Origin of the sequence: Paenarthrobacter sp. 2TAF44, assembly GCF_052114885.1 — a bacterium.
In the GTDB taxonomy this organism is placed as follows: domain Bacteria; phylum Actinomycetota; class Actinomycetes; order Actinomycetales; family Micrococcaceae; genus Arthrobacter.
In genome coordinates this window covers 543,473-564,210 of record NZ_JBFRFP010000001.1, presented here as the reverse complement: position 1 = coordinate 564,210, position 20,738 = coordinate 543,473, and the positions used below count along the sequence as shown (strand labels likewise).

At 59.8% G+C, this 20,738-nt stretch carries 19 protein-coding genes; 11 read left to right on the top strand and 8 right to left on the bottom strand.

Annotation, left to right across the window (positions count from 1 at the left end):
- Together AB4Z15_RS02440 and AB4Z15_RS02435 are read left to right on the top strand one after the other, a co-directional pair.
- A partial coding sequence (locus tag AB4Z15_RS02440) for an excisionase family DNA-binding protein (RefSeq protein ID WP_442015900.1) occupies positions 1-403 on the top strand: 403 nt, incomplete at its 5' end.
- Positions 354-815, top strand: a complete 462-nt coding sequence (locus tag AB4Z15_RS02435; RefSeq protein WP_442015899.1) for a PIN domain-containing protein — start codon at positions 354-356, stop codon at positions 813-815. The genes AB4Z15_RS02440 and AB4Z15_RS02435, both read left to right, overlap by 50 nt.
- Positions 816-1,205: 390 nt before the next feature.
- On the opposite strand, the gene AB4Z15_RS02430 is transcribed toward AB4Z15_RS02435, so the two are convergent.
- The 8 genes from AB4Z15_RS02430 to AB4Z15_RS02395 form a co-directional block, all read right to left on the bottom strand.
- Positions 1,206-3,116 carry an FAD-binding monooxygenase gene (locus AB4Z15_RS02430; protein WP_442015898.1) on the bottom strand — a complete coding sequence of 637 codons (1,911 nt, stop codon included), beginning with the start codon at positions 3,114-3,116 and terminating at the stop codon, positions 1,206-1,208.
- 85 nt (positions 3,117-3,201) lie between these two features.
- On the bottom strand, positions 3,202-4,575 hold the full coding sequence (locus AB4Z15_RS02425) for a pyridoxal phosphate-dependent decarboxylase family protein (RefSeq protein ID WP_442015897.1): 1,374 nt from the start codon (positions 4,573-4,575) through the stop codon (positions 3,202-3,204).
- Between the two features lie 17 nt (positions 4,576-4,592).
- A complete protein-coding gene (locus tag AB4Z15_RS02420) occupies positions 4,593-5,174 on the bottom strand; it encodes a MarR family winged helix-turn-helix transcriptional regulator (protein WP_442015896.1) in 582 nt (193 codons plus the stop codon).
- A 1,166-nt stretch (positions 5,175-6,340) separates the two neighbouring features.
- Positions 6,341-7,120, bottom strand: a complete 780-nt coding sequence (locus AB4Z15_RS02415) for an isocitrate lyase/PEP mutase family protein (RefSeq protein ID WP_442015895.1) — start codon at positions 7,118-7,120, stop codon at positions 6,341-6,343.
- Positions 7,121-8,279: 1,159 nt separating this feature from the next.
- The gene (locus AB4Z15_RS02410) at positions 8,280-9,293 is read right to left on the bottom strand and encodes a transporter substrate-binding domain-containing protein (RefSeq protein ID WP_442015894.1); all 1,014 of its coding nucleotides are present in this window, start codon (positions 9,291-9,293) and stop codon (positions 8,280-8,282) included.
- A 208-nt stretch (positions 9,294-9,501) separates the two neighbouring features.
- Entirely contained in the window at positions 9,502-10,272 is a 771-nt protein-coding gene (locus tag AB4Z15_RS02405) for a GntR family transcriptional regulator (protein ID WP_442015893.1), read from the bottom strand.
- A gap of 210 nt (positions 10,273-10,482) precedes the next feature.
- Complete coding sequence (locus AB4Z15_RS02400) at positions 10,483-10,827, bottom strand: cupin domain-containing protein (protein ID WP_442015892.1); 345 nt, start codon at positions 10,825-10,827, stop codon at positions 10,483-10,485.
- A 306-nt stretch (positions 10,828-11,133) separates the two neighbouring features.
- A complete protein-coding gene (locus tag AB4Z15_RS02395) occupies positions 11,134-12,012 on the bottom strand; it encodes a LysR substrate-binding domain-containing protein (RefSeq protein WP_442015891.1) in 879 nt (292 codons plus the stop codon).
- Positions 12,013-12,171: 159 nt separating this feature from the next.
- On the opposite strand from AB4Z15_RS02395, the gene AB4Z15_RS02390 reads away from it, so the two are divergent.
- The 9 genes from AB4Z15_RS02390 to AB4Z15_RS02350 all read left to right on the top strand — a co-directional run bounded on the left by AB4Z15_RS02390 (position 12,172) and on the right by AB4Z15_RS02350 (position 20,729).
- Positions 12,172-13,350 (top strand): four-carbon acid sugar kinase family protein, encoded by a 1,179-nt coding sequence (locus AB4Z15_RS02390; protein WP_442015890.1) that lies wholly within the window; start codon positions 12,172-12,174, stop codon positions 13,348-13,350.
- Complete coding sequence (gene pdxA, locus AB4Z15_RS02385) at positions 13,347-14,321, top strand: 4-hydroxythreonine-4-phosphate dehydrogenase PdxA (RefSeq protein WP_442015889.1); 975 nt, start codon at positions 13,347-13,349, stop codon at positions 14,319-14,321. Before AB4Z15_RS02390 ends, pdxA begins: the two co-directional genes overlap by 4 nt.
- 107 nt (positions 14,322-14,428) lie before the next feature.
- Positions 14,429-15,121, top strand: a complete 693-nt coding sequence (locus tag AB4Z15_RS02380) for a hypothetical protein (RefSeq protein WP_442015888.1) — start codon at positions 14,429-14,431, stop codon at positions 15,119-15,121.
- A gap of 318 nt (positions 15,122-15,439) precedes the next feature.
- Entirely contained in the window at positions 15,440-16,285 is an 846-nt protein-coding gene (locus AB4Z15_RS02375) for an amino acid ABC transporter permease (RefSeq protein ID WP_442015887.1), read from the top strand.
- Positions 16,285-17,052: an amino acid ABC transporter ATP-binding protein gene (locus tag AB4Z15_RS02370; protein WP_442015886.1), complete on the top strand. Its 768-nt coding sequence runs from the start codon at positions 16,285-16,287 to the stop codon at positions 17,050-17,052. The genes AB4Z15_RS02375 and AB4Z15_RS02370 overlap by 1 nt, the downstream gene beginning before the upstream one ends.
- Positions 17,053-17,140: 88 nt before the next feature.
- Positions 17,141-18,157 (top strand): transporter substrate-binding domain-containing protein, encoded by a 1,017-nt coding sequence (locus AB4Z15_RS02365; RefSeq protein WP_442015885.1) that lies wholly within the window; start codon positions 17,141-17,143, stop codon positions 18,155-18,157.
- A 118-nt stretch (positions 18,158-18,275) separates the two neighbouring features.
- On the top strand, positions 18,276-18,761 hold the full coding sequence (locus AB4Z15_RS02360; protein ID WP_442015884.1) for a RidA family protein: 486 nt from the start codon (positions 18,276-18,278) through the stop codon (positions 18,759-18,761).
- 63 nt (positions 18,762-18,824) lie between these two features.
- Positions 18,825-19,931, top strand: a complete 1,107-nt coding sequence (locus AB4Z15_RS02355; protein WP_442015883.1) for an alanine racemase — start codon at positions 18,825-18,827, stop codon at positions 19,929-19,931.
- Positions 19,932-19,994: 63 nt separating this feature from the next.
- Positions 19,995-20,729, top strand: a complete 735-nt coding sequence (locus AB4Z15_RS02350; RefSeq protein ID WP_442015882.1) for an SDR family NAD(P)-dependent oxidoreductase — start codon at positions 19,995-19,997, stop codon at positions 20,727-20,729.
- Positions 20,730-20,738: the final 9 nt, after the last annotated feature.

Genomic DNA, 20,738 nt, shown 5'->3' with positions numbered 1-20,738 from the left:
CGCGCGGGAGGCCTTGAAGACACTTCGTCGCGCCGTTGAGGCGCACTCGGATCCACAGCAGCCGGTGGAGATGAGGGTTACTGACGGCGGGCAGCTGGAGATGCCCCGTGCTGCTGCGGATCTGATGATGAGAATCCTTGGGAAGATGGCAGCTGGCCAGGGTGTCACGGTGGTCCCCATGAATGCCGAACTCACGACGCAGCAGGCTGCGGATATTTTGAATGTATCCCGTCCTTACCTGGTTGGGCTCCTTGAGTCTCAGGAAATTAAGTACCGAATGGTCGGAACGCATAGGAGGGTACTGACCGATTCGCTCTACGAATACAAGCGCCGCACCTCGGTGGTTCAGAAGGATGCCGCGGACGAATTGTCGGCGCTGGGCCAGGACCTGGGGATTATCTAGAGTGGTTTTCACGGTCATCTACGATGCGAACGTCTTGTATCCGAGCATGCTCCGCGATCTACTGGTCCGAGTCGCTCAGGCCGGGCTGGTCAGAGCGCGTTGGACGGAGGCCATTCTCGACGAAGCGTTTCGAAATCTGAAAGAGAATCGGCCGGATCTGGATCCGGCGAAGCTCGACCGCACCCGAGTGTTGATGTGCACCGCTGTACCGGATTGCATCGTAGGCGATTACCAGCCTCTGGAGCAGGTCTTCACGGACCTGCCGGATCCGGGGGATGCCCATGTGATGGCAGCGGCACTGAAGGCGCAGGCCCAGGTAATTGTCACCAACAACCTCAGACCTACAGGAATCCACCGGTGGACGTCAACGATGTCTTGGATCGGCTGGATTCGGAGGGAATGCCTCAAATAGCCGCAGCTCTTCGCCGGTAGAGCGGGGATGTTCCAGGCAAGCGCTCACGCAGGTTCCGAGTTGGGGATTACTGAGGGTCCCGCGGCCAGGTGCTGTGGGACCTTCGGCCATTAACCTCGGCTCGAACCATTCGGGATGTATCAGGGAGAACACTTGCTCGGGTCATGCGATCGTCGGTCGATCGGCCCCTCCCTCTGACGCGGGCCGCAGGGTGTGCCTGGCGCCCGGGTTGCCTCTTTCGGTTGTGGGGGAGTGGCTTCAAGGTCGTGGCTGGTGGCCCTCCGGTTGCTGGGGGTTGGGGCTATGCGGTCCTCTTGGTTCATCCGGTAGGTCGTGGTTGACCTATACCTCTTCACGGGTAGGAAGACTGAGCGCAACATGACTTCGAGGTCATTCGTTGAAGACCCTGGTTTCGACTCGCGGGCGTAAAACGGGTGCAAAGAACGCGGCGAGTTCGGTCGTTGCGGTAAGCGGCAGGATGTTTGCCACGTATTGGTCAGGGCGGACAATCACTATGAGGCCTCCGCGGTTGAGGCCACGCAGCTCGAAGATGTCCTCTGTCGGGTCTGTTGCGTAAACCTTTTCGTAGTCCGTGAGCCGGAACGGACCGACTTGAGGTTTAAATACTTCGGGAACGGCGTTGATGTCGACACCTGTGTGATCCTGCTGGTAGATCACTTTGACGTCGAACCACGCGTCAGGGTCGGCCCCCGACGGAGTGGCGGCAAGGGGGGAATCCGGCGAGTTGGTGATCCAGTTGGCGAACCGCTCGGTAGGCGAGTCGGCGCTGTGCGGCGCCGAGTCTGCGAAGACGTAGATTCGCCAGCGGCCGTCGGCCTTGGCGTGGTGGCCGAGGTGTACTCGATTGGCATCAGCGACTCGCACTACGGGTGCTGACTTGAAGCGCTTGCCGATGGTGAAGGCGGGGGCCAGACACTGGTGTTTGGCGGTGGCCACCAGCATGGACGGCGCGTACTCGGTCATGAACCCGGCCGGGAATTCGGCGGTGCGGACGTAGAAGTCCTCCAGCTCGGAGGGGTTTTCGAACTCCTCCGGTTTCCTGGCCATGAGGGTGGACCACTCTTTGTCGAAGTCGATGAGGTTCTTTGCCACTACCTGCCGCTCGGCGGAGTAGGTGGACAACAGGCTCTCCGGACTGCGGCCCTCAAGCACGTGCCCGAGCTTCCAGGCCAGGTTGAAGCCGTCCTGCATAGACACGTTCATGCCCTGGCCTGCTTTGGCGCTGTGCGTGTGGCAGGCGTCGCCAGTGATGAACACCCGGGGGATTCGGGTCCCGCGTTGCTCCGGCAGAACGTCGTCGAACCGGTCCGTGAGCCGGTGGCCCACCTCGTACACGCTATGCCAGGCGACATTGCGGACATCGAGGGTGTAGGGGTGGAGGATCGCGTTCGCCTTGTCAATGATTTCCTCCACGGACGTGCTGCGCACTGCGCCCTTGTTTTGGGCCTCTACCTCGCCGAGGTCAACGTACATCCTGAACAGGTGGCCGCCTTCGCGCGGGATCAGCAAGATGCTGCCGCCCATTCCGGACTGTATCGCGCATTTGAGTCGGATATCTGGGAAGTCTGTCACGGCCAGGACATCCATGACGCCCCAGGCATGGTTGGCCTGGTCTCCAGCGAGGGCGCAGCCAATGGACTCACGCACCTTGCTGCGCGCACCGTCCGCACCCACGACATATTTAGCCCGGACTACGCGCTCTTGCCCCGCATGCGGTCCGGAGGTGCGGACGAGGGTCACGGTGACGGGGTACTCACCCTCGTCCGAGACGCTCAGGGAACGGAACTCAAAGCCATAGTCAGGGGACATCCGTGTGGGCGAATTGGCCATGAACTCGGCGAAGTAGTCCAGCACGCGGGCCTGGTTAACGACGAGGTGGGGGAATTCGCTGATGTCGGCGGGATCATCCTGGGTACGGGCAATGCGAATGATGCGCGAGGAGTCCGCGGGGTCGGGCTTCCAGAATGCCGTCTCGGTGATCCGATATGCCTCGGCGGTGATCCGCTCGGCGAATCCGAAGGCCTGGAACGTCTCTACTGTGCGGGTCTGAATGCCGTCGGCCTGGCCAATGGCGAGCCTCGCGGGACGGCGCTCCACGATGCGCGTGGCGACACTTGGGAATTGGGACAGTTGCGCGGCCGCAAGCATGCCGGCGGGCCCGGTGCCGACGATCAGCACGTCGACCTCGTTCGGAAGTTCAACTGGCCGGTTGATGCCGACTCCTGCTGCCGGCTGGATCAGGGGGTCCCCGGATACATAACCGTGATGGTGAAACTGCACAGGAAATTCCTCACTTCGTTGTAAGTCGGTCAGCGTCGAAGCTCTTCAGAACTGGACGCGCTTGATGTACTCGTTCAGCTGGGTTTTAGCTTGTCCGTGGGGACTGCTGTTCCATTGACGCAACGAGGCGATGGCCGAATTCTTTGGCCACTTGGAGATGCTCGGGTTTCATCGTGCAGGATCTCAGGACAGTGGTGTAGTCGCTATCAACTGCGATCCAAGGATGGTTCCTCGCGAGCCACTTGCTGTCGACCCGATACAGTGCCAAGTGCCATCCGTCTTCGGCCAAGGCCGCGAACGCATCTTCTGTTGCCGCAGATATTTGCCCGGTGGTAGGACGTCGAGGGAAGGCGCAAACGATGTCCAGTTCGGGTTCGACCACGAGTTCGGCGCCGTCGGCGGCTCTGATGATGTCAGCTATTTGCAGCGCGGCCTTTCGGCCGTCGGCGATAATCGATCCCATTCCCTCGCGTGACAATCCCAGAGCTTCAACCGTGGTCCAAAATGCTGCCGCAGACGCTCCCGCTCTGGAGCACTCCAGACTGATCTCCCCAAGATGTAGGTCAGAAGAAGTGAAGTAAGTGTAGGGGGAATCGTGCGAGTAGAGCCTGCCGACAGATGGGTCAGCGAAGAGCACAGATCCGCATCCGTACGGTTGAAGTCCGTGCTTATGTGGATCTACGACGATTGAATCCGCCCGGCGTATGGCCAGGAAGGGGGCAGGATCAACCAGCGGTTCGGGACCAGTTGCCAGGAGAGTGTGGAATCCCCCGTAGGCTGCATCGATATGTAACCGGACTCCGAACTCGGCTGCCAGGTCCGCGGCCTCATGGACTTGGTCCAGCGCGCCAAGACCGGTCGTGCCTAAAGTGACGACAACGGTCCCGACCCCGCCTTGCGCGAGCCTGGTCCTGAGATCTGCCATTGAAAGACGGCCGAAGTTGTCTTCCGGAATGGTTTCGTGTGGGGTTCCGAGCAACCGGCACATGCGCTCGTGCGTGTAGTGGGCGTTCGTTCCGGACAGTATGACCTTGCCCGGATGCAATTCCCTGGCAACCCAAAGCGCCTCAAGATTTGCGATGGTGCCGGACGAGGTCAGATGGCCCAGATGTTCCTCATAACCGAACATTGCCGCAAGTTTGGCCACTACTTCCTTTTCCAGGACCGCGGTAGCCGGGCCTCCGTCCATGGCATGGTTGTTCGGATTGATCAGTGCTGTTATGGCCTGGGCAACCCAAGCCACAGGGTGCGGGGGCTTAAGGAGTTGGCCGATGTACTTCGCATCGCCGTATGGATACATGTTGGCCAGCCGTTCAACCAGGGAGGAAAGAGCAGCTGAGCCTGCTGAGTCAATTTCTGGGCCTCCGGCCCACAACGTGGAATACGCCTCCAAGTCTTTGGCGCGTTGCCTTAGCTCGGCGATCACGGTGTCGTCCAACCGGACGTCTTGAGCCCTCATGTGTATCTCCTATAGTTCTAGCTGGTTCGGGGAGCCGGGTGGTGCAGCAACAGCTTGCGCAGCAGTTGGGCCAGGATCGACGCTTCGGTTTCGGTGAGCCCCGCGGCCCAGGCTTGCTCGCGCTGGTTGTTGATCTGGAAGAGTTCGGCCAGCATTTGCTCGCCTTCGTCCGACAGCTGCACGACGGTTTTGCGCTTGTCCTCTGGATCCGGTTCTCGGGTAACGAGCCCGCTCTTCTCCAATGTATTGAGCAAGCTGGCTATGGAAGCTGTGGAAACGCTGGACAACCGGGCCAGCTCGTTTGGGTTAACCTGGCCCACCGACTTGATAGTGAACAGGAGTCGGTACCCTGCGAAGCTGATGCCCATGGGCCGGTGCACCGAGACTTCCATGTCCGTGGTCATCCTGTTTGCGGCTCGGATGAGATTGAAACACAACGCCATGGCGGGGGAATTGACGTCCGGGTACAGCTCAATGGCAGCGGCATGGGACAGTGATTCGTATTCAGAGGACCCGATGCGCTTCGCCTTCTGGACATTGGCAGTGATCCGGAAGGGTTCCTCAGCGGTTGCAGATTCCTCTGTGGCTTCAGGGATCACAGTTTCTCCAATAACGGTCAGAGGGTGGCAATAATATTGCTAGAAGTCTAGCTTAATATCATCGACCACGCCATCTAAAACCGACGGTAGTCGGGGAGGCTCGCCCGCCGCCGGCCCACTAGTGGGCGACGGAAAGCATCGAAATAGTTGTCAAACAACGGTAACTTCCCAAGCAATAATGCCTGCTGCTCTTCTGATGAATGCGGACACCCGGACGCGGCGGCTTCATCGAAGCATTGCGCCTAGGTAGCTTCCGGAATGCGAGTAAGCACGCTAGATCTCTAGTATCTGATTCGATAACCAGCGAAAGGTGAGCGTGGCGAGCGAGGCCTGATCCGGCCGCCAGGAGTGATGACAAATCCGTGATGCCCTGGTGCGGGCGGGCGTCTCCGGCCCGTTCCAACCGCTTGTGCGGTAAATCAGAATTTCGGATGGGAGCCAACAACATCATCACGTCGTTGCGTGGAAGTCACTCAGCCGCATACCGTGGGTCGGCGTGCCCATGCCTCCATGTGCACGCGGATACGCCATCTGATGTCGACCATCCTAAGGGCAATGAAGCTCTGGTCATGTTTCTTGGACTGCTTCAGTCCATGAAGGTTTGGAAGCGAGGTGATTCTGTGACATGGACGGGCACGACGGTGGGGCTTCCTGCGGTTGTCGCGTCGACGAGGGTATCGGCTTGGGCGGGAGGTGCTCGGGCACGCAAGGGTTGGTTCCTCTGCCTCACATTCCCCGGCTGGAGCCTGGCCGCCGGGGCTGGCCGGTTGAATTTGGGTGGGGGAGCGGGGGTCGGTGCCCTGGCTGGTGGGCGTTCCGCTTGCTGGGTTGTAGGGCACACACCTTTATGGCGGCACGGCGTCGTGGCTAAATGACTTCACGACGAAACTGTCCATCAGTATCAAGACACACTCACCGCGCTGGCACTCATGATGAGGGTGTTGGCATCGTGCCCACTCTGGCACCAAGGGGCGTCGTCCAAGACCGGTCTGGACATCCTGAATGTCCCATGTTTGGGGCTCGGCGCATCGCCCTGCGAAGGTCCGATGGGCGAAGGCCCGATTTCCTTCCAGTGGACACGGATGCCCGTCTCTTGTGCGAGTCGGCGGCAGCCTTCGACACGCGATCCGGCTCCTGACCGGTCCTGCCGGACCGGTTTCTTTGGTTTAGTTCAGGGCCGGGGTGTCCTTGGGGATGACGCCGGAAACGTACAGATCGGCGGCGAGATCCTGTAGGGCGCGCAAGGCGACCCGCTGGGTAAAGGGACCGTAGGAAACACGCGCAACGCCGAGTTCCTGGAGCTCGGCTGCGGGAAGCGCTCCGGGGGCGCCGATCACAGACAATTTGCCGTGTCCGAGGCCTGCGACGAGCGGCTCGATAACGTCGCGTGTCAGGGCGCCAGGGACGAATACCAACGCTGCTCCTGCATCCAGGAAGGCGCGACCACGGGCAATGGCGTCCTCAATGCTGTCCTTGATCGGGCGGTCGCCGCCCTTCGCAATGGCGTCGGTGCGTGCGTTCAGCTGGAACGCGATGCCCTCTCCGTTGGCGGCGTCGACGATCGCCTGCACTCGTGCGACGGCTTCATCGAAAGGACGCAAGCGGTCTTCGACGTTGGCGCCCACGACGCCGATGCCAATCGCCCGGCGGATGGTTTCGGCTGGGTCTTCATAGCCGTCGTCGAGGTCTGCGGTGACCGGAAGTTCAACCGCGTTGACGATCCTCTGCACGCCGTCCAGCGCGACATCGAGGGGCATGGTTCCATCGGCGTAGCCATACACGGCCGCAATCGAGTGCCCGGCGGTGGCAATGGCTTTCGTCCCAGGAAGGGCTGCCACGGTCGAGGCGCTGATGGCGTCCCACACGTTGACCACACTCAGGATTTCCGGGGCCTCATGCAGAGCCTTCAATTTCTCTGCCCGGGCATGGATACTTGATTCGGTCATGGTCGTCCTCCGTCGTCATGGTTGATCACTCGCCAAAGTCAGCCTAGACGTAAGGCGCTCTTCCAGGACAATGCGGGTGGAAAACGTAATGGGCGGCTCAGTACGAACCCGGGACGTGCAGCCCTCTGCGTGCCCGAACCCGGCTTCTGGCCCAATCAGTCAAGCGCTCAGGAATAGATGTCTGGGTTACCAATGAACAGCTGGACGAGGTGCTCCGCCCCCGGGCTTCCTCCAGTTATGGCATGCCAAGGTGGGTTTTGTAGCGGTGTCTTTGTTGGTGTTCCACCCTGCGAGGTTGCCGGCGCCGAGCATTTGGCCGCTAACGCGCGCGAAGCGTAATCGGGCTCTGTGTCCAGCGCCAGTTGCAGGTATTGGTGTGCCTTGCTGCCTCACCCCCGGCAAGCACCGCGTTCCCGACCGCGGCATCGGCCGGAACAACGCTTGGCTGCAGCTACGGACCGCGTGACTGAACCTGCGACGCCTGCTCGCCCTCGGACCGACAGAGAACTACAGATCATGGGCGCTGGGATAAACCGTTGCCCGGACCCCTGCCTATCAATAAAAATCACTGGATGGCGCTCCGGATCTGGACAGAATGAAGCCAAGCGGGCGGAATGACCCCTTTGTCGCACCCAAGGTGCTGACCAGAACACGCCGCTACACGGCCACTTGGTGGCGTTCCGCCCCGCCCCACAACCACGTTGCGCAGCAGCCTCCTGGGAACTCAACCTCTGGGACTGCTTCCCCATGCTCTTGACAAACGAGAACTACATATCAGATGTACAGAGTCAGGACGTCGGTTACATCTTGAATAGGTGAAGACTTCTCAGGTTGGTCCGTCGATCTTTGCGCAGCAGCTTGCTGCGCAAGGATCAGAGTTGCCGGGATAGGCGACGTCGGCAAGGACGCACAGGACTGACCTTTCCCGGACATACGCAAAAGCCGATAAGCGGGGGCTGGGCGAAGGGGCGGTACGCCACCTTGACCGGCAGGGGCACGTTGATGCCGAAGAGATGGATATCCGTCGGAATTGCGTGCAATTGAATATCCATCCCTTCGTTGTAAATGGCTGACTTCGTCAGGCATTCGGCATTCGCCTGAAGAGCAGCTGCGACAACACATCAAGGATGAGTTGCTGGTTGCACGGTCCCATTGTTATCTAGCTCGCGGGGCGGGGCGCTGGTGGGGTGGGGGGTGTCTGGTAGGAGTCGAGTTGTTCCGGGTCGAGCTCCGCGTATTCCATGCCCCACTTTTTGGCAATTTCGCTGTATTCGGGCAGTGTGGCCAGGTGTTTGATTGCCTGAACAAATGCTGGGGTGAGTTCTCCGTCGTGGGGGAGGCCCATGGAGAGGATTGATCCCGGGATGGTGGCAGCCAGATGAATATCATTCGGATTCTCTTCGGCTGCCCAGGCCACAGCGGGCCCGTCCATGAAGCCGGCGTCTACTTGCCCGCTCTTTACTTGGAGTAGTGCATCTTGCTGGTTCGGGACCGTGATCAGATTAATGGGGGCGGCACCGCGAGTTACACATTCTGCACTGTAGGCCGGCCCCTTGATGACTGCCTGGGTGCTTGCCAGCGTGACGGCGACCTTGCGCCCGCACATGGAATTTTCCCCGATGTTGAGGGGGTTTCCGGGTTTGGTTGCGATACCGTGTCCTCCACGGGCATAACCGACCATGTCGATCACTTTCAGCCGGTCCACCGTGACGCCCATGTCTGCGATGACAGCGTCAAAGCGTTTAGCCTGCAAGCCAGGAATCAGCGCGTCGAAAGTGGAGCCCTTGAAAGCAATTTGGATGTCGAGCACCCGCCCCAAGGCACGGGCGATGTCCGCATCCAGTCCGACGAACGTCGCCCCGTCGGAGCCTGAAAAGCTCGTAGGGGCGCCTCCTGAAGGATCGACGCCAAGGACCAGCACGCCTTTGTCGCGCAGATCTTTGGGAACGAGGGAGGACGCAGGTTCGAAAGCCTTGATGCTCTCGAGCGTGGTGTACTCCTTCACGCTCGACGGCGTAGCGGGTTCAGGAATCGCGCCCTGGACCTCAACGGATTTCTTGATGCCGGCAGCTTCGGGGGCGGCGGTGCCCCCACAAGCCGCCAGAGTCAGAATGACGCTCGCGAATCCGGCACTCAAGACAAGCCGGCGGTTGTTGGAATATTTCTGCTTCACAGTGGTAACACACCTAACATGATGGGCTAGTAGAAACTTTTGGTTGAAGACAGGGGAGCCGTCGGAGCGACGTTCCTGGATTGCTTTGCGTTCGCCTATAGCGAGACTTCTTCACCGCAGCAAGAAGGTCATCATCGACTTGTCGCTGGGGATGCCCGCTGACATGAAAACAGCGGCCCGGTTCGATCGTGGTGATCATCGGGACCGCCTACCAGTCCTTCAGAAACTCAGCCATGCCCCTCTTCCCGCGGCTGCTGCTTGCTCGGCCTTCGGCCTTTTGCCGGCGGGAGGAGGAGTTGCGCTGTTGACGTGCGCCTTCCAGCGTCGCGCTTGAGTTCTTGAGATGCCGCTCAACTTCGGCGAGATAGGCCTCCTCGTCCCGGGCATCGATAAAGTCGCGCAGCCGCTGGTGCTGGGCCAGGATGGTTTCCTTGCGTTCAAGAACGTATTGAAACTGCCGTACACACAGAAGCGTTTCGGCGGCCAGCGTCGAGAACATTCTTTCCAACCTGGGACTGCCTGCCGCCTGCACAATTGTTTGATGGAAGGTCACATCTGCTGTTGCAACGGCATGCCACGCGTCGTGTTCCAAGGCTTGAAACATGTCATCCAGGACAGCATCAAGCTTTGCGGTCAGCACGGTCGTGTCACCTCGGAGCACCAGACGGGCCGCTTCCCGCTCAATGGCGCCGCGGGCAATGTAGACATCCTCGATGTCCTCGGGGCCGAGCTCCACCACTGACGTGCCGCGGTTGCGTGTACTGACAAGGAGCCCCTCCTGCACCAGCCGTTGTACTGCTTCGCGGACTGGACTGCGGCTAATCTCGAGCTGGGCGGCCAGGTGGACCTCATTGATACTCGTCGCCGGAGCGAAGGTCCCGTCCAGGATCCGGTCGCGCAAGTATTCCGCGATGAGATCCGATGTTACTTTCCGTTGGAATGTATTGATAAGGCTCAGATAGGTGTTCGGCGTGTTCACGCTGGTGTCCGCCCTATATGCCCGCTGAACTGCTCCCCGTGCGATCCCGGCTGGGCGAGCATGCTGATGGATTCAAACATGGGTTCCTCAATGAGTCGCACTGAAACGATCGATTATCTTGGGACCGGAACGGGAGACTGATTCCATGTGGCTTCAGCCTCCCGTAACTATCTGAAGGCCGGCTACCCCCAAGGACATGCACGCATGCGTTTAGAGGTTCTGAACGAACCCAACCTTGCGAAGGGTGTCGTGAACAGTCCAACTGCCGCGCCATCCGGCCGGGGTGACAAACAGTGAACCCGGCCCAATGTCGAAGCTGCCACTATCGTCTGAAATGGTGGCCGTCCCACTCAGGATCACGCAGACCTCATTGAAACCTTCGCGAGTACTCGTGAATGTCCCCGGCGTAGCCTCCCACACTCCTGTGCGAGCACCGTTGCCTTCCCATACGGTAAAGGACACCTCGGTCTGGCCGGGTGTAGAGCTGGTTGCCTTGAGGACATGCGCTCCCAGATCCGCTGTCTGGACCTCGTTCAATACTTTGGCCTTAACCATGAATAAATCCGTTTCCGGGCACATTGCCCCTGAAGAAGTGTGCCAACCATTTTTGGCTTGAACGTGAAACCTTGAAGTTCCGCTGCAGACAAAATCTTGCTGGCCTAGCCAGCTGACTTAGAGAGCACGCCTATACGTCGATTCGACGTAAGGCTCACTTCCCAGTTTTGTCCTTCACGGGAGGTTCACTCCAATGTCCCACCAGGAGGATCAAATAAAAATGGATTCTTAAGCACACATGCGTGAGAAATATTCACCTGGTTTGCTCACTTCGCGAGCCTTCAGGAACGTACCTGGCTTCAGGGATTAGGAGTGGCGCAATTCCTCAATAAACCATTTGCGGAGTAGGTCAACCCTGGCGTCGGTGGGGTCCCTTGAAAGGAACACGTACTTGCTGCCATCTTCAACGAATCCAAAGGGTGCGACGAGACGGCCGTCGCGGAGGTCATCCGCGACCAGGAAGTAGGGGCCTATGGCCACCCCAACGCCCGCGACGGCGGCCTGCAGTGAGAGATAGAAGTGCTCAAAGGTCGTCTCACTTATGACTGGGAATTGGGATGCGGCGGCGTTTTCCTGCCAGTTCCTCCAGGCATCGGGCCGTGTAGCCGTGTGAAGGAGTGGAAGCGATCTGAGATCCTCGACCGACGAGATTTTGCTTGCCATCTGAGGACTGCAAACCGGGCCGATTCTTTCGGAAGTCAGGATGGAGCTGTTCATCTGGGGTGGCATCACGAAGTCGTTCCGGCGAACCGCGATGTCCACGCCTTGGCGGGCAAGGTCGATTTTGCCGCCTGCACCGGACAGGTGAAGATCAACGCCCGGGATGGCTTGGTACAGGGCCGGCAGCCGGGGAAGCAGCCATCGCATCAGCAGTGTGGGCTCACACGACAGGATAAGACTGTCTGTATGCCGGAGGCGCTGGACGTTCCTGGTTGCCGACGAGAGAAGGTTCAGGGCATCGGTGATCTGGGACGCATAGTCGGCCGCATCCTTTGTCGGCACGATCGCACGGTTCCGGCGCTCAAAAAGACTCAGACCCAGGGAACGTTCGAGGGCTTGGATCTGCCTGCTCACAGCGCCATGGGTTAGATGCAGTTCCGCGGCCGCCGCGGTGACGCTTCCCAGCCTGACTGCACTCTCGAAGGCAACCAGAGTTCCCAATGGCGGTAAGTCTGGCCACATCATTGAGTAATTCTCACACATGCGTGCTTAAGAATCCATTTTTATTTGGGGATCCCAGTGGGACATTTGAGTGAACCTAACGCGAAGGATGAAAAGTGCCGAACAGGGCAGTAAGTCGACGACGTCGACAATCGACTAGCAATACGGGAAGGACCACGAGCTGTGATTGACTTCAAGATCGGTGTTCTCGCTGACGATCTGACATCAGCGGGTGACGGTGCCGGCCCGTTCCGGGCGCTGGGAATCTCCGCCAGTATCTTCCTTGGCACTGTGGAGGGCGATCTCCGGGCAGGCGTCTCTGCAGTGGATGTGAACACCCGGTCCCAGGATGCTGGGACGGCCGTTTTCGAAACTGTCCGTTGTATACGGCGGATCAAAGATGCCGACGTCCTGTTCAAGACCGTTGATTCCACACTACGAGGACACGTGGTCGCCGAGATCGAGGCCGCGCTTGCTGAGAGTGGTCGAACGACCGCTGTGATTGCGCCCGCATTTCCAGCTGAAGGACGCACTACCCAAAGCGGTGTGCAACTCCTTGACGGCGTTCCGGTTTCGGATACTCATTTCGGGCTGGATGCTGCCAATCCCGCGACGGAGAGCAACCTCAAGAAGCTCTTTCCTCAGGCGAACTTGATCAATGCAAGCACCTCCTGGAACCACCGCATAGGTAAAGAACGGATCCTGATTGCGGATGCCCATTCGGACGCCGACCTCGACCTTCTGGTCGGACACCCGGATTCCCTTGCGGATGTTTTATGGGTTGGTTCGCCTGGGCTGGCAGCTGCCCTTGCCAAGAGGTGTGCCGCTTCATCACCAGTGGTGCCCGTGCCGGCCACCACACCGTCCGCGCGTGTGCTCATAGTAGTTGGCAGTCTCCATCCTTCGAGCAGGGAACAGCTTGATGTGGTCCTTGGTCTGACTTCTTCGGCGGGGCAACGCTCAACGACTGCCAAGACAGGGAGCAATGCAGGCGTGGTTGAAAGAGTCATGACGGAACTATCCGCCAACGGATATTCGGCCTTGCATGACCCTTTTGTCTCCCACACGACTGCGGAGGCCGACGACTGGCTGGCCTCGACGGTCCAGGAGCTGTTCGCCGCAGATGCGTTCGACGCGCTCATACTTACCGGTGGCCAAACCGCGCGAAGCGTGCTGGACAGACTGGGTTCACGCGAGATCGATGTCCTCTCAGAGCCCGAACCAGGCATCACTCTCGGAATCCTTGACCATCCCGCACACGTGCCGGTCCTGATAAAGGCCGGTGGCTTCGGAAATCCCCGGACCCTCATCAGGCTAAAAAACCTTCTGCTCGAGCTCCAAGACACTGAGGAAGAATCATGAAACCAATTGCGCTGACGATGGGGGACCCGTCGGGCATCGGCCCGGAGATCGTCATGAAACTGATGGCCGAGCCAGGACTGAACACCCCTGTACTTGTCATAGGTGACGTGGGCGTGCTGAACAGGGCTGCCGCGCAGAGCAACATCGCGTTGGAAGCCCGGGCCATCACCCTGTCCGAGTTCCGCCCGGATGCCGGTTATGTTCAGGTGCTTGCTGTTACGGAGTTGCCCGAAGACCTGCCCCTGGGGAAGGTCCAGGCACAGTCGGGCCAAGCGGCCTTCGACTATGTCAAGACTGGCATTGAAGCTGCCCTCGCGGGTGAGGTTTCCGCCCTGGTGACGGCTCCTATCCACAAGGAGGCGATGCGATTGGCGGGCCTTCCTTATCCGGGACATACCGAGATCCTGGCGGACCTCAGCCAGAGCGACGACTACACAATGATGATGTCCAGCGACGATCTTCGCGTGGTCCTTGTGACCATCCACGAATCCTTGAAGAACGCCATTGAGCTGGTCACCACGGAGAGCATTTTACGGTCGATCCGACTCGCTCACGCAGCCATGGTCAAGGCCGGGATCGCTGAACCACGGATCGGCGTGGCCGGACTGAATCCGCACGCCGGCGAGAACGGTCTGATGGGCACCGAGGAATTGGAGATCATTGAGCCGGCAGTCGACAAAGCCATCGCTGAGGGAATTTCTGCCTCCGGACCGTGGCCACCGGACACGGTGTTCCTGCGTGCACGCCAGGGCCATTTCGACGTCGTGATCGCCCAGTACCATGACCAGGGCCTTATCCCGTTCAAATACCTCGGCCTTGAACGTGGAGTCAACGTCACCATCGGGCTGCCGTTCGTGCGGACCAGTGTTGACCACGGAACAGCCTTCGACATTGTCGGTCGTGGCATCGCCGACCACCGAAGCCTGCTTGTAGCGCTTCAGCATGCTGTCCGGATGACTGGCCGGCAGTGACGCGGGGCGACACGGTCATCATCACTCGGAACCTGGCCTAAGGCCACATAGGGCGCCATTCCTGGCCCTCCCATTCACTATTTATCCCCTGAAAGGAAGTGACTCCTATGGAGTTTATCTTCATGCTCACCCGCGACGATCAGACCGTGAAGGACTGCCTCGACGTTCTGACCGAAATAGAGGACGTCCCCCTGAAGCACATCGGCTTCAAGGACATCGGCGTCACACCTGAGGTTCTCCGCGAGCTCCACACCCGAATCAAAGCCCGGGGTGCGGCCACCCACCTCGAAGTGGTCAGCACGGACCGCGACGCCGCCCTGCAGTCCGCCAAAATGGCAGTAGACCTGGGCGTGGATTATCTCCTTGGCGGCACCTTCGTCGAAGAGACCCTGCAGATACTCTCTGGGTCCAACGTGCAGTACCTCCCGTTCCCTGGAAAGCCGACAGGGCACCCCACGAAACTGGGTGGAACGGCGGAGGAAGTGGCCGCACAATGCACCGCATTTGAACAGGCCGGAGCTGCGGGAGTAGACCTGCTGGCTTTCCGTGCAACCGATGCAGATCCGCTGGACTTGGTACGGGCGGCCCGCAAAGCCACAGCTGGCATGCTCGTGGTCGCAGGAAGCATCGCATCCATTTCCCAAATCGAAGCACTCGCCGAAGCGGGCGCAGACGCCTTCACCATCGGACAGGCCGCCTTCACAGGACACATCTCTCCCCGGTTTGGTTCCCTGAGGAGCCAACTCCAGGAAGCCCTTACGGCGGCCGGAGCCACCACGACATCCTCCGCGCTCAACTGAGCACAAGGTTTCGCACCATGTGAAGCCGTCCGCACTAGCCACTGTTCGGGGGAAGTCGCTAGCGCGGCAACCGGACCTGCGAATGACAGTTTTCCAGGTCATATAAGTGCCTGATAAGGGCGCTTGGTTCAAGTAAAAAAATGATCAAATTTCGATTCATGGAGCCTATGCGCTCGATCGGCACCACGCAGATAAGGCACGGCAACTATGCATAGTATTCAAAGCAAAGAGAACAATCGGGATCAAGAGTCGCTGTCTCGGACGGAGGCTGCGGAAGAGTCATTCCCCATTGTTCGACAGCGCCACATCGCGAAAAAAGTGGCATCCGTCATTGTGGCAGGCGTGGCCGTCGCGATGCTCGTTTCCGTCCTGCTGAATGAGAATCTTCGCTGGGACGTGGTGGCTGAGTACTTCAAGGCCAAGACCATCCTTGAAGGCATATTTCTTACCCTCTGGTTGACGGTCGTCTGTATGGTGCTGGGGACCGTGCTCGGTGGCGTGATCGGCATCATGAGAATGTCAAGGAATAAGCTGCTAAATTCAATAGCCGGATTTTACGTGTGGTTCTTCAGGGCCACCCCTGTACTCGTTCAGTTGATCTTCTGGTTCAATTTGTCAGCACTCTATCCGACGTTGGGCCTTGAGCTTCCGTTCGGAATAACGTTCCTGCAGGTGGACACAAATACTGTCATGACACCCATTGTGGCGGCCATCCTGTGCTTGACGTTGAACGAGGCGGCCTACATGGCCGAGATCACCAGGGGCGGGTTCTTAGGCGTGGATCCCGGCCAAACCGAAGCAGCGAAAGCCCTCGGCATGGGCAGGTTGAGTACGCTCAGGATCCTCATACCGCAGGCCATGAGAATGATCATCCCGCCCACGGGTAACCAGGTCATTTCACTGCTGAAGGCCACCTCCTTGGTGAGTGTTGTTGGTATCGCTGATCTCCTGCACAGTGCACAGCTGATTTACGCCTCCAATTACCAAACCATTCCGTTGTTGACAGTCGCCGGACTCTGGTACCTGTTCATCACGTCGGTCCTGAGTTACTTCCAGAGCCGCATCGAACGGCGGCTTGCCCGGGGATTCACGCCTCGGAACGCTGTATTGAAACGGAAAACCGGCCAGCTGAGCGTGGCCCTTCAAGAAAGCAACAACAACTGATGACTGCCGATAAAGTTCTCGAAGTCAAGAACCTGCACAAATACTTTGGCGACAATACTGTATTGTCGGGGATCGATTTCTCGATGAACCGCGGGGATGTTGTCTGCCTGTTGGGGCCCAGTGGCTCCGGTAAATCCACGATGCTGCGCTGCATGAATCTTCTGGAAAAGCCAGACGGCGGAAGTATCTACGTCAACGGCGATCGCATGGGTTATGAGTTCAAAAACAACAAATACCATGAGCTGAACGAGAACGGCATCGCCCGACAACGTGCCCGCATCGGAATGGTGTTCCAAAAGTTCAACCTCTTCCCGCATATGACAGCGCTTGAAAACGTGTGCGTCGCTCCCGGCTGGGTAAAAAGGGAGAACAAGAGCGACGTCGTCAAAAATGCGCACGCCCTGCTGAAACGGGTTGGTCTGGAAAACAAGTCGTCCCACTACCCCAGCCAGCTCTCCGGCGGGCAACAGCAGCGGGTTGCCATTGCCCGGGCTCTGGCCATGAACCCCGAAATGATGCTCTTCGACGAACCAACCTCCGCACTTGACCCCGAACTCGTCGGGGAAGTCCTGGAAGTAATGAAGGAACTTGCCAGAGGAGGAACCAGCATGGTCGTCGTCACCCACGAAATCGGCTTCGCCAGGGAAGTGGGTGATGAAATCGTATTCCTCGACGGCGGAGTCATCGTCGAGAGAGGCAACCCCGCCGAGGTCCTGCTGAACCCCAAAAACATCCGGACCAGAGACTTCCTCAGCCAAGTCCTCTAGAACCTGTTAATTCCGCCGGGAAGTCATCGACGACTCTCCCGGCAGGCACCCCCTGCAGTTCGCATCCCCAACTAATTAGGCCTGATCCATGAAATTAATAAATTCCAATCGTCATAAGCTCGTCTTGACCGCCGGATTTGCCGCCGCCGTGCTCGCGCTGACAGCCTGCGGCGGAACCGCAGCCTCCACTCAGTCCGGCGGCTCCAGCAAGCGGATCGAAGTCCAGGGCGCGATGCCCGAGCCCGCTGATCCGTCGACGGTGAAGGAGTACACCAGCGTGGCCGGCATCAAGGCCGACGAATCTGTGGCTGCGCTCGTGCCCAAGGACATCCGCGATAAGGGCGTTATCGTTTTCGGTGTCAGCCCGACGGCTGCCCCCACCACCTTCGTCGGCTCGGACGGGCATAGTTATGTCGGGATGAACGCGGACATTTCGCGGGCACTGGGAAAGATCCTGGACATCCAGATTTCCCATAAGAGCACCACCTTCGATGCACTCATACCCGGGCTGCAGGCCAAACGCTTTGACGCTGCCATCGCCGACATGGGCGTGACGCTGGATCGCTTGAAGGTGATTGACCTGGTCGGTTACGCCCGCGGGGGGTTCGGAATTGCCACCAAGGTAGGAAATCCCCTCCACATCGGCGAGAAAACCATGTGCGGGCACAAGATTGCCGTGACCCTGGGAAGCACCCAGGCGGTAACGAAGGGACCGGCCTACAGTGCAGAGTGCGAGGCCAACGGTAAACCCGCCATCAACCTTATCTCTGTACCGAATCAGCAGGAGATGTACCTTCAGCTGCGCAGCGGCCAGGTCGATGCGGCGCACACAGACGCGGTAAGTGCAGGCTGGGCAGCCAAACAGGACCCCAACGAGGTCGAACTGGGAGCCAGAATCCCCGGAACCGTACTCTCCATGGCGCTGCCGAAGGATTCGGAACTGACCCCGGCGATCGTCGCAGCCATCAAGCACCTGTCCACCCTGCCTGAATACAAGGAGATTCTGGCCAAATGGGGCATGGAATCCGCTATCCTCGACGCCCAATACCTCGACTCCTACAAAGAAATTCCGAGCCCTCCCCTCCCACCGCAGCCGGCAAAGTAGCCAAACAGGAGGGCCACACCAGGGATAGGAGTGATGAATTGGAGGATTCATTGGCATTCGAAACTAATGCGATTAAAGGGAGACCTGAGCTCATGATCCAGTGCAATGCGGTGATGGCATGAGTCTGCCGCTACCCCGCACCACAAAAGAGGGCCCAGCTGTGGATCGGCTCCGCACCCTGGGTCTGGAGCTTCCCAGCCTCGCTGATAACCCGTACTACGTGCACCACCGGGCTGTGGATTCCAGCATCCACATCGCGGGCCAGCTGCCTTACAAAGACGGCGTGCTGCTGGGCACGGGGGTTGTGGGCCGGGACGTTGAGCTGGAGACGGCGCAAGAGCTCGCGCGCCATTGCGTGCTGAACTGCCTCGCTGCCGCTGTGCATGCAGTGGGGGATCTGGACCGTGTCCGGATAGTGCAGATGCTGGTCTTCGTCGCCAGTCTGCCGGACTTCGGTCTGCAGTCACGGGTGGCGGACGCGGCCAGTGGCCTGCTCATCGAAGCGTTGGGTGAGAACGGGCGGCACGCCCGCACGGCGATCGGAGTCGCCGGGCTGCCGGCCAACACTCCGGTCGAAATCCAAATGATCTGCACGGCCGTATAGCCAAGGGCGCGACGGCGGCACTGGGCTTCCTCGACTCATTAACAGAACTACAAGGAGCAGAGCGTGAACCGCATTCAACGAGCACTCGAAGGTATCCTCGAGCGGATCGACACCCCCGCACCGATCGTGCTTGCAGATGTGATGCAGGAAAACATCGACAGGATGCAGGCCTTCGCCGCCCGGAACAACCTGGACGTCCGGCCACATGTAAAGACGCACAAGTGCGTCGAAATCGGCCGGCGCCAAATCAAAGCCGGGGCGGTCGGAATCACAGCGGGCAACGTGGGTGAGGCCGAGGTCTTCGCCGCGGCCGGATTCGACGACATCTTCATCGCCTACCCGATTTGGGCCGCGGGAACGAAAGGGCCGCGGATCCGCAGGCTCGCCGAGACCACTCGGCTGCGGGTCGGCGCCGACAACCTTGCGGCGATCAATGCTCTCGCCGACGCGATGGGGGACGAACCTGGGCTGCTGCAGGTCGTGATTGAGGTCGACTGCGGTGCCCGTCGTTCCGGGGCTTCTGCCGAGGCCGCGGGCGAACTGGCCCTTGCCGCGCGCAACCGCGGTCTGGTCCCGGCCGGCGTCTTTACCTATCCGGGCCATGGCAGCGCAGGGCCGGGCGCCCGCAAGGGGGCCGCGGACGACCAGGATGCCGCGCTCGTCACGGCGGTGCGCAGTCTCAGCGCAGTGGGGATCACTCCAGAGGTGGTCAGTGCTGGCTCCACACCCACCGTGGAGTTCGCCACCAACAGCGTCATCACCGAGATCCGCCCCGGCGAATACGTGTTCAATGACCTCGGCAACGCCCGGCTCGGTGCCTGCACGGAGGACCAGATCGCACTGTTCGTTGCCGGCACGGTAGTCAGCGACTGGGTCCCCGATCAGGTTCTTTTGGATATCGGAACCAAAGCCCTCGGCCGAGAAGGCACCCCCGAGATCGGCTACGGCGGCATTGCCGGCACCTACGCCGTCCTGTCCAGGCTCAATGAGTATCACGGGTTTCTCCCCCTGCCCGACGGAGACTTCTGCCCCGGTGTCGGGACCGTGCTTCCCGTGGTGCCCAACCATGTCTGCCCGGTAGTGGTCAATTTCGAGGAATACATCGTCACCGACAGCACTGGCACGATGCTGGAACGGTGGCGAGTCGACGCCAGGGGATTCCTCAACTGACCACACGTCTGCAATGCAGTATCCCCGCCTACAGCTCAAAGAAACTACGAAGGAAAGTCTGACATGAGACTTGATAAGACCACTGCCTTGGTTACCGGTGCCAACAGCGGAATCGGGCAGGCAGTATGTTCGCACTTCCGTAATGAAGGTGCGCGGCTGCTGCTCACCGGCCGCAGGGAGCAAATCGACAGCGCCCAGCCTGATGACCTGTATGTCCCGGGAGACCTTAACAACGAGGAGTTCGTCGAAAGCCTGGCCCGGCAGGCGGCCGAGTCCTTCGGCACCGTCGACGTCGTCGTCCTTAACCACGGCCTGCAGGTCAGCAGCCCGCTGACGGAGATGGCCTATGAGGATGCGAAGAACGTGCTGCACAGCAACCTGCTCAGCTCCTTCCTGGTGATGAAGCACTTCGCGCCGCTGATGCCTGCAGCCGGTGGCTCGTTCGTCCTCGTCAGCTCACGGCTCGGCATGGTGGGCATCACTGATCAGGTCCTGTACTCCGCAGCTAAGGGAGGGCTGATCATGCTCGCCAAGGGCGCCGCAATCGAGTGGGCCTCACGCAACATCCGCGTCAACGTCGTCGCACCAGGCCTGACGGCCACCCCTATCATCGAAGCATCAATCCAGCGCAGGGACGACCCCCAGGCCTACCGCGCCCAGCGTGAGGGCCAGATCCCGCTCCAGCGTCTGGCCACCCCCGAAGAGATCGCCGACGCCGTCCTCTTCATGGCGTCGTCGGAATCCTCCTACATCACCGGAGCAACCCTCCCCGTCGACGGCGGATATACCGCCGCCTGACAATTGGAA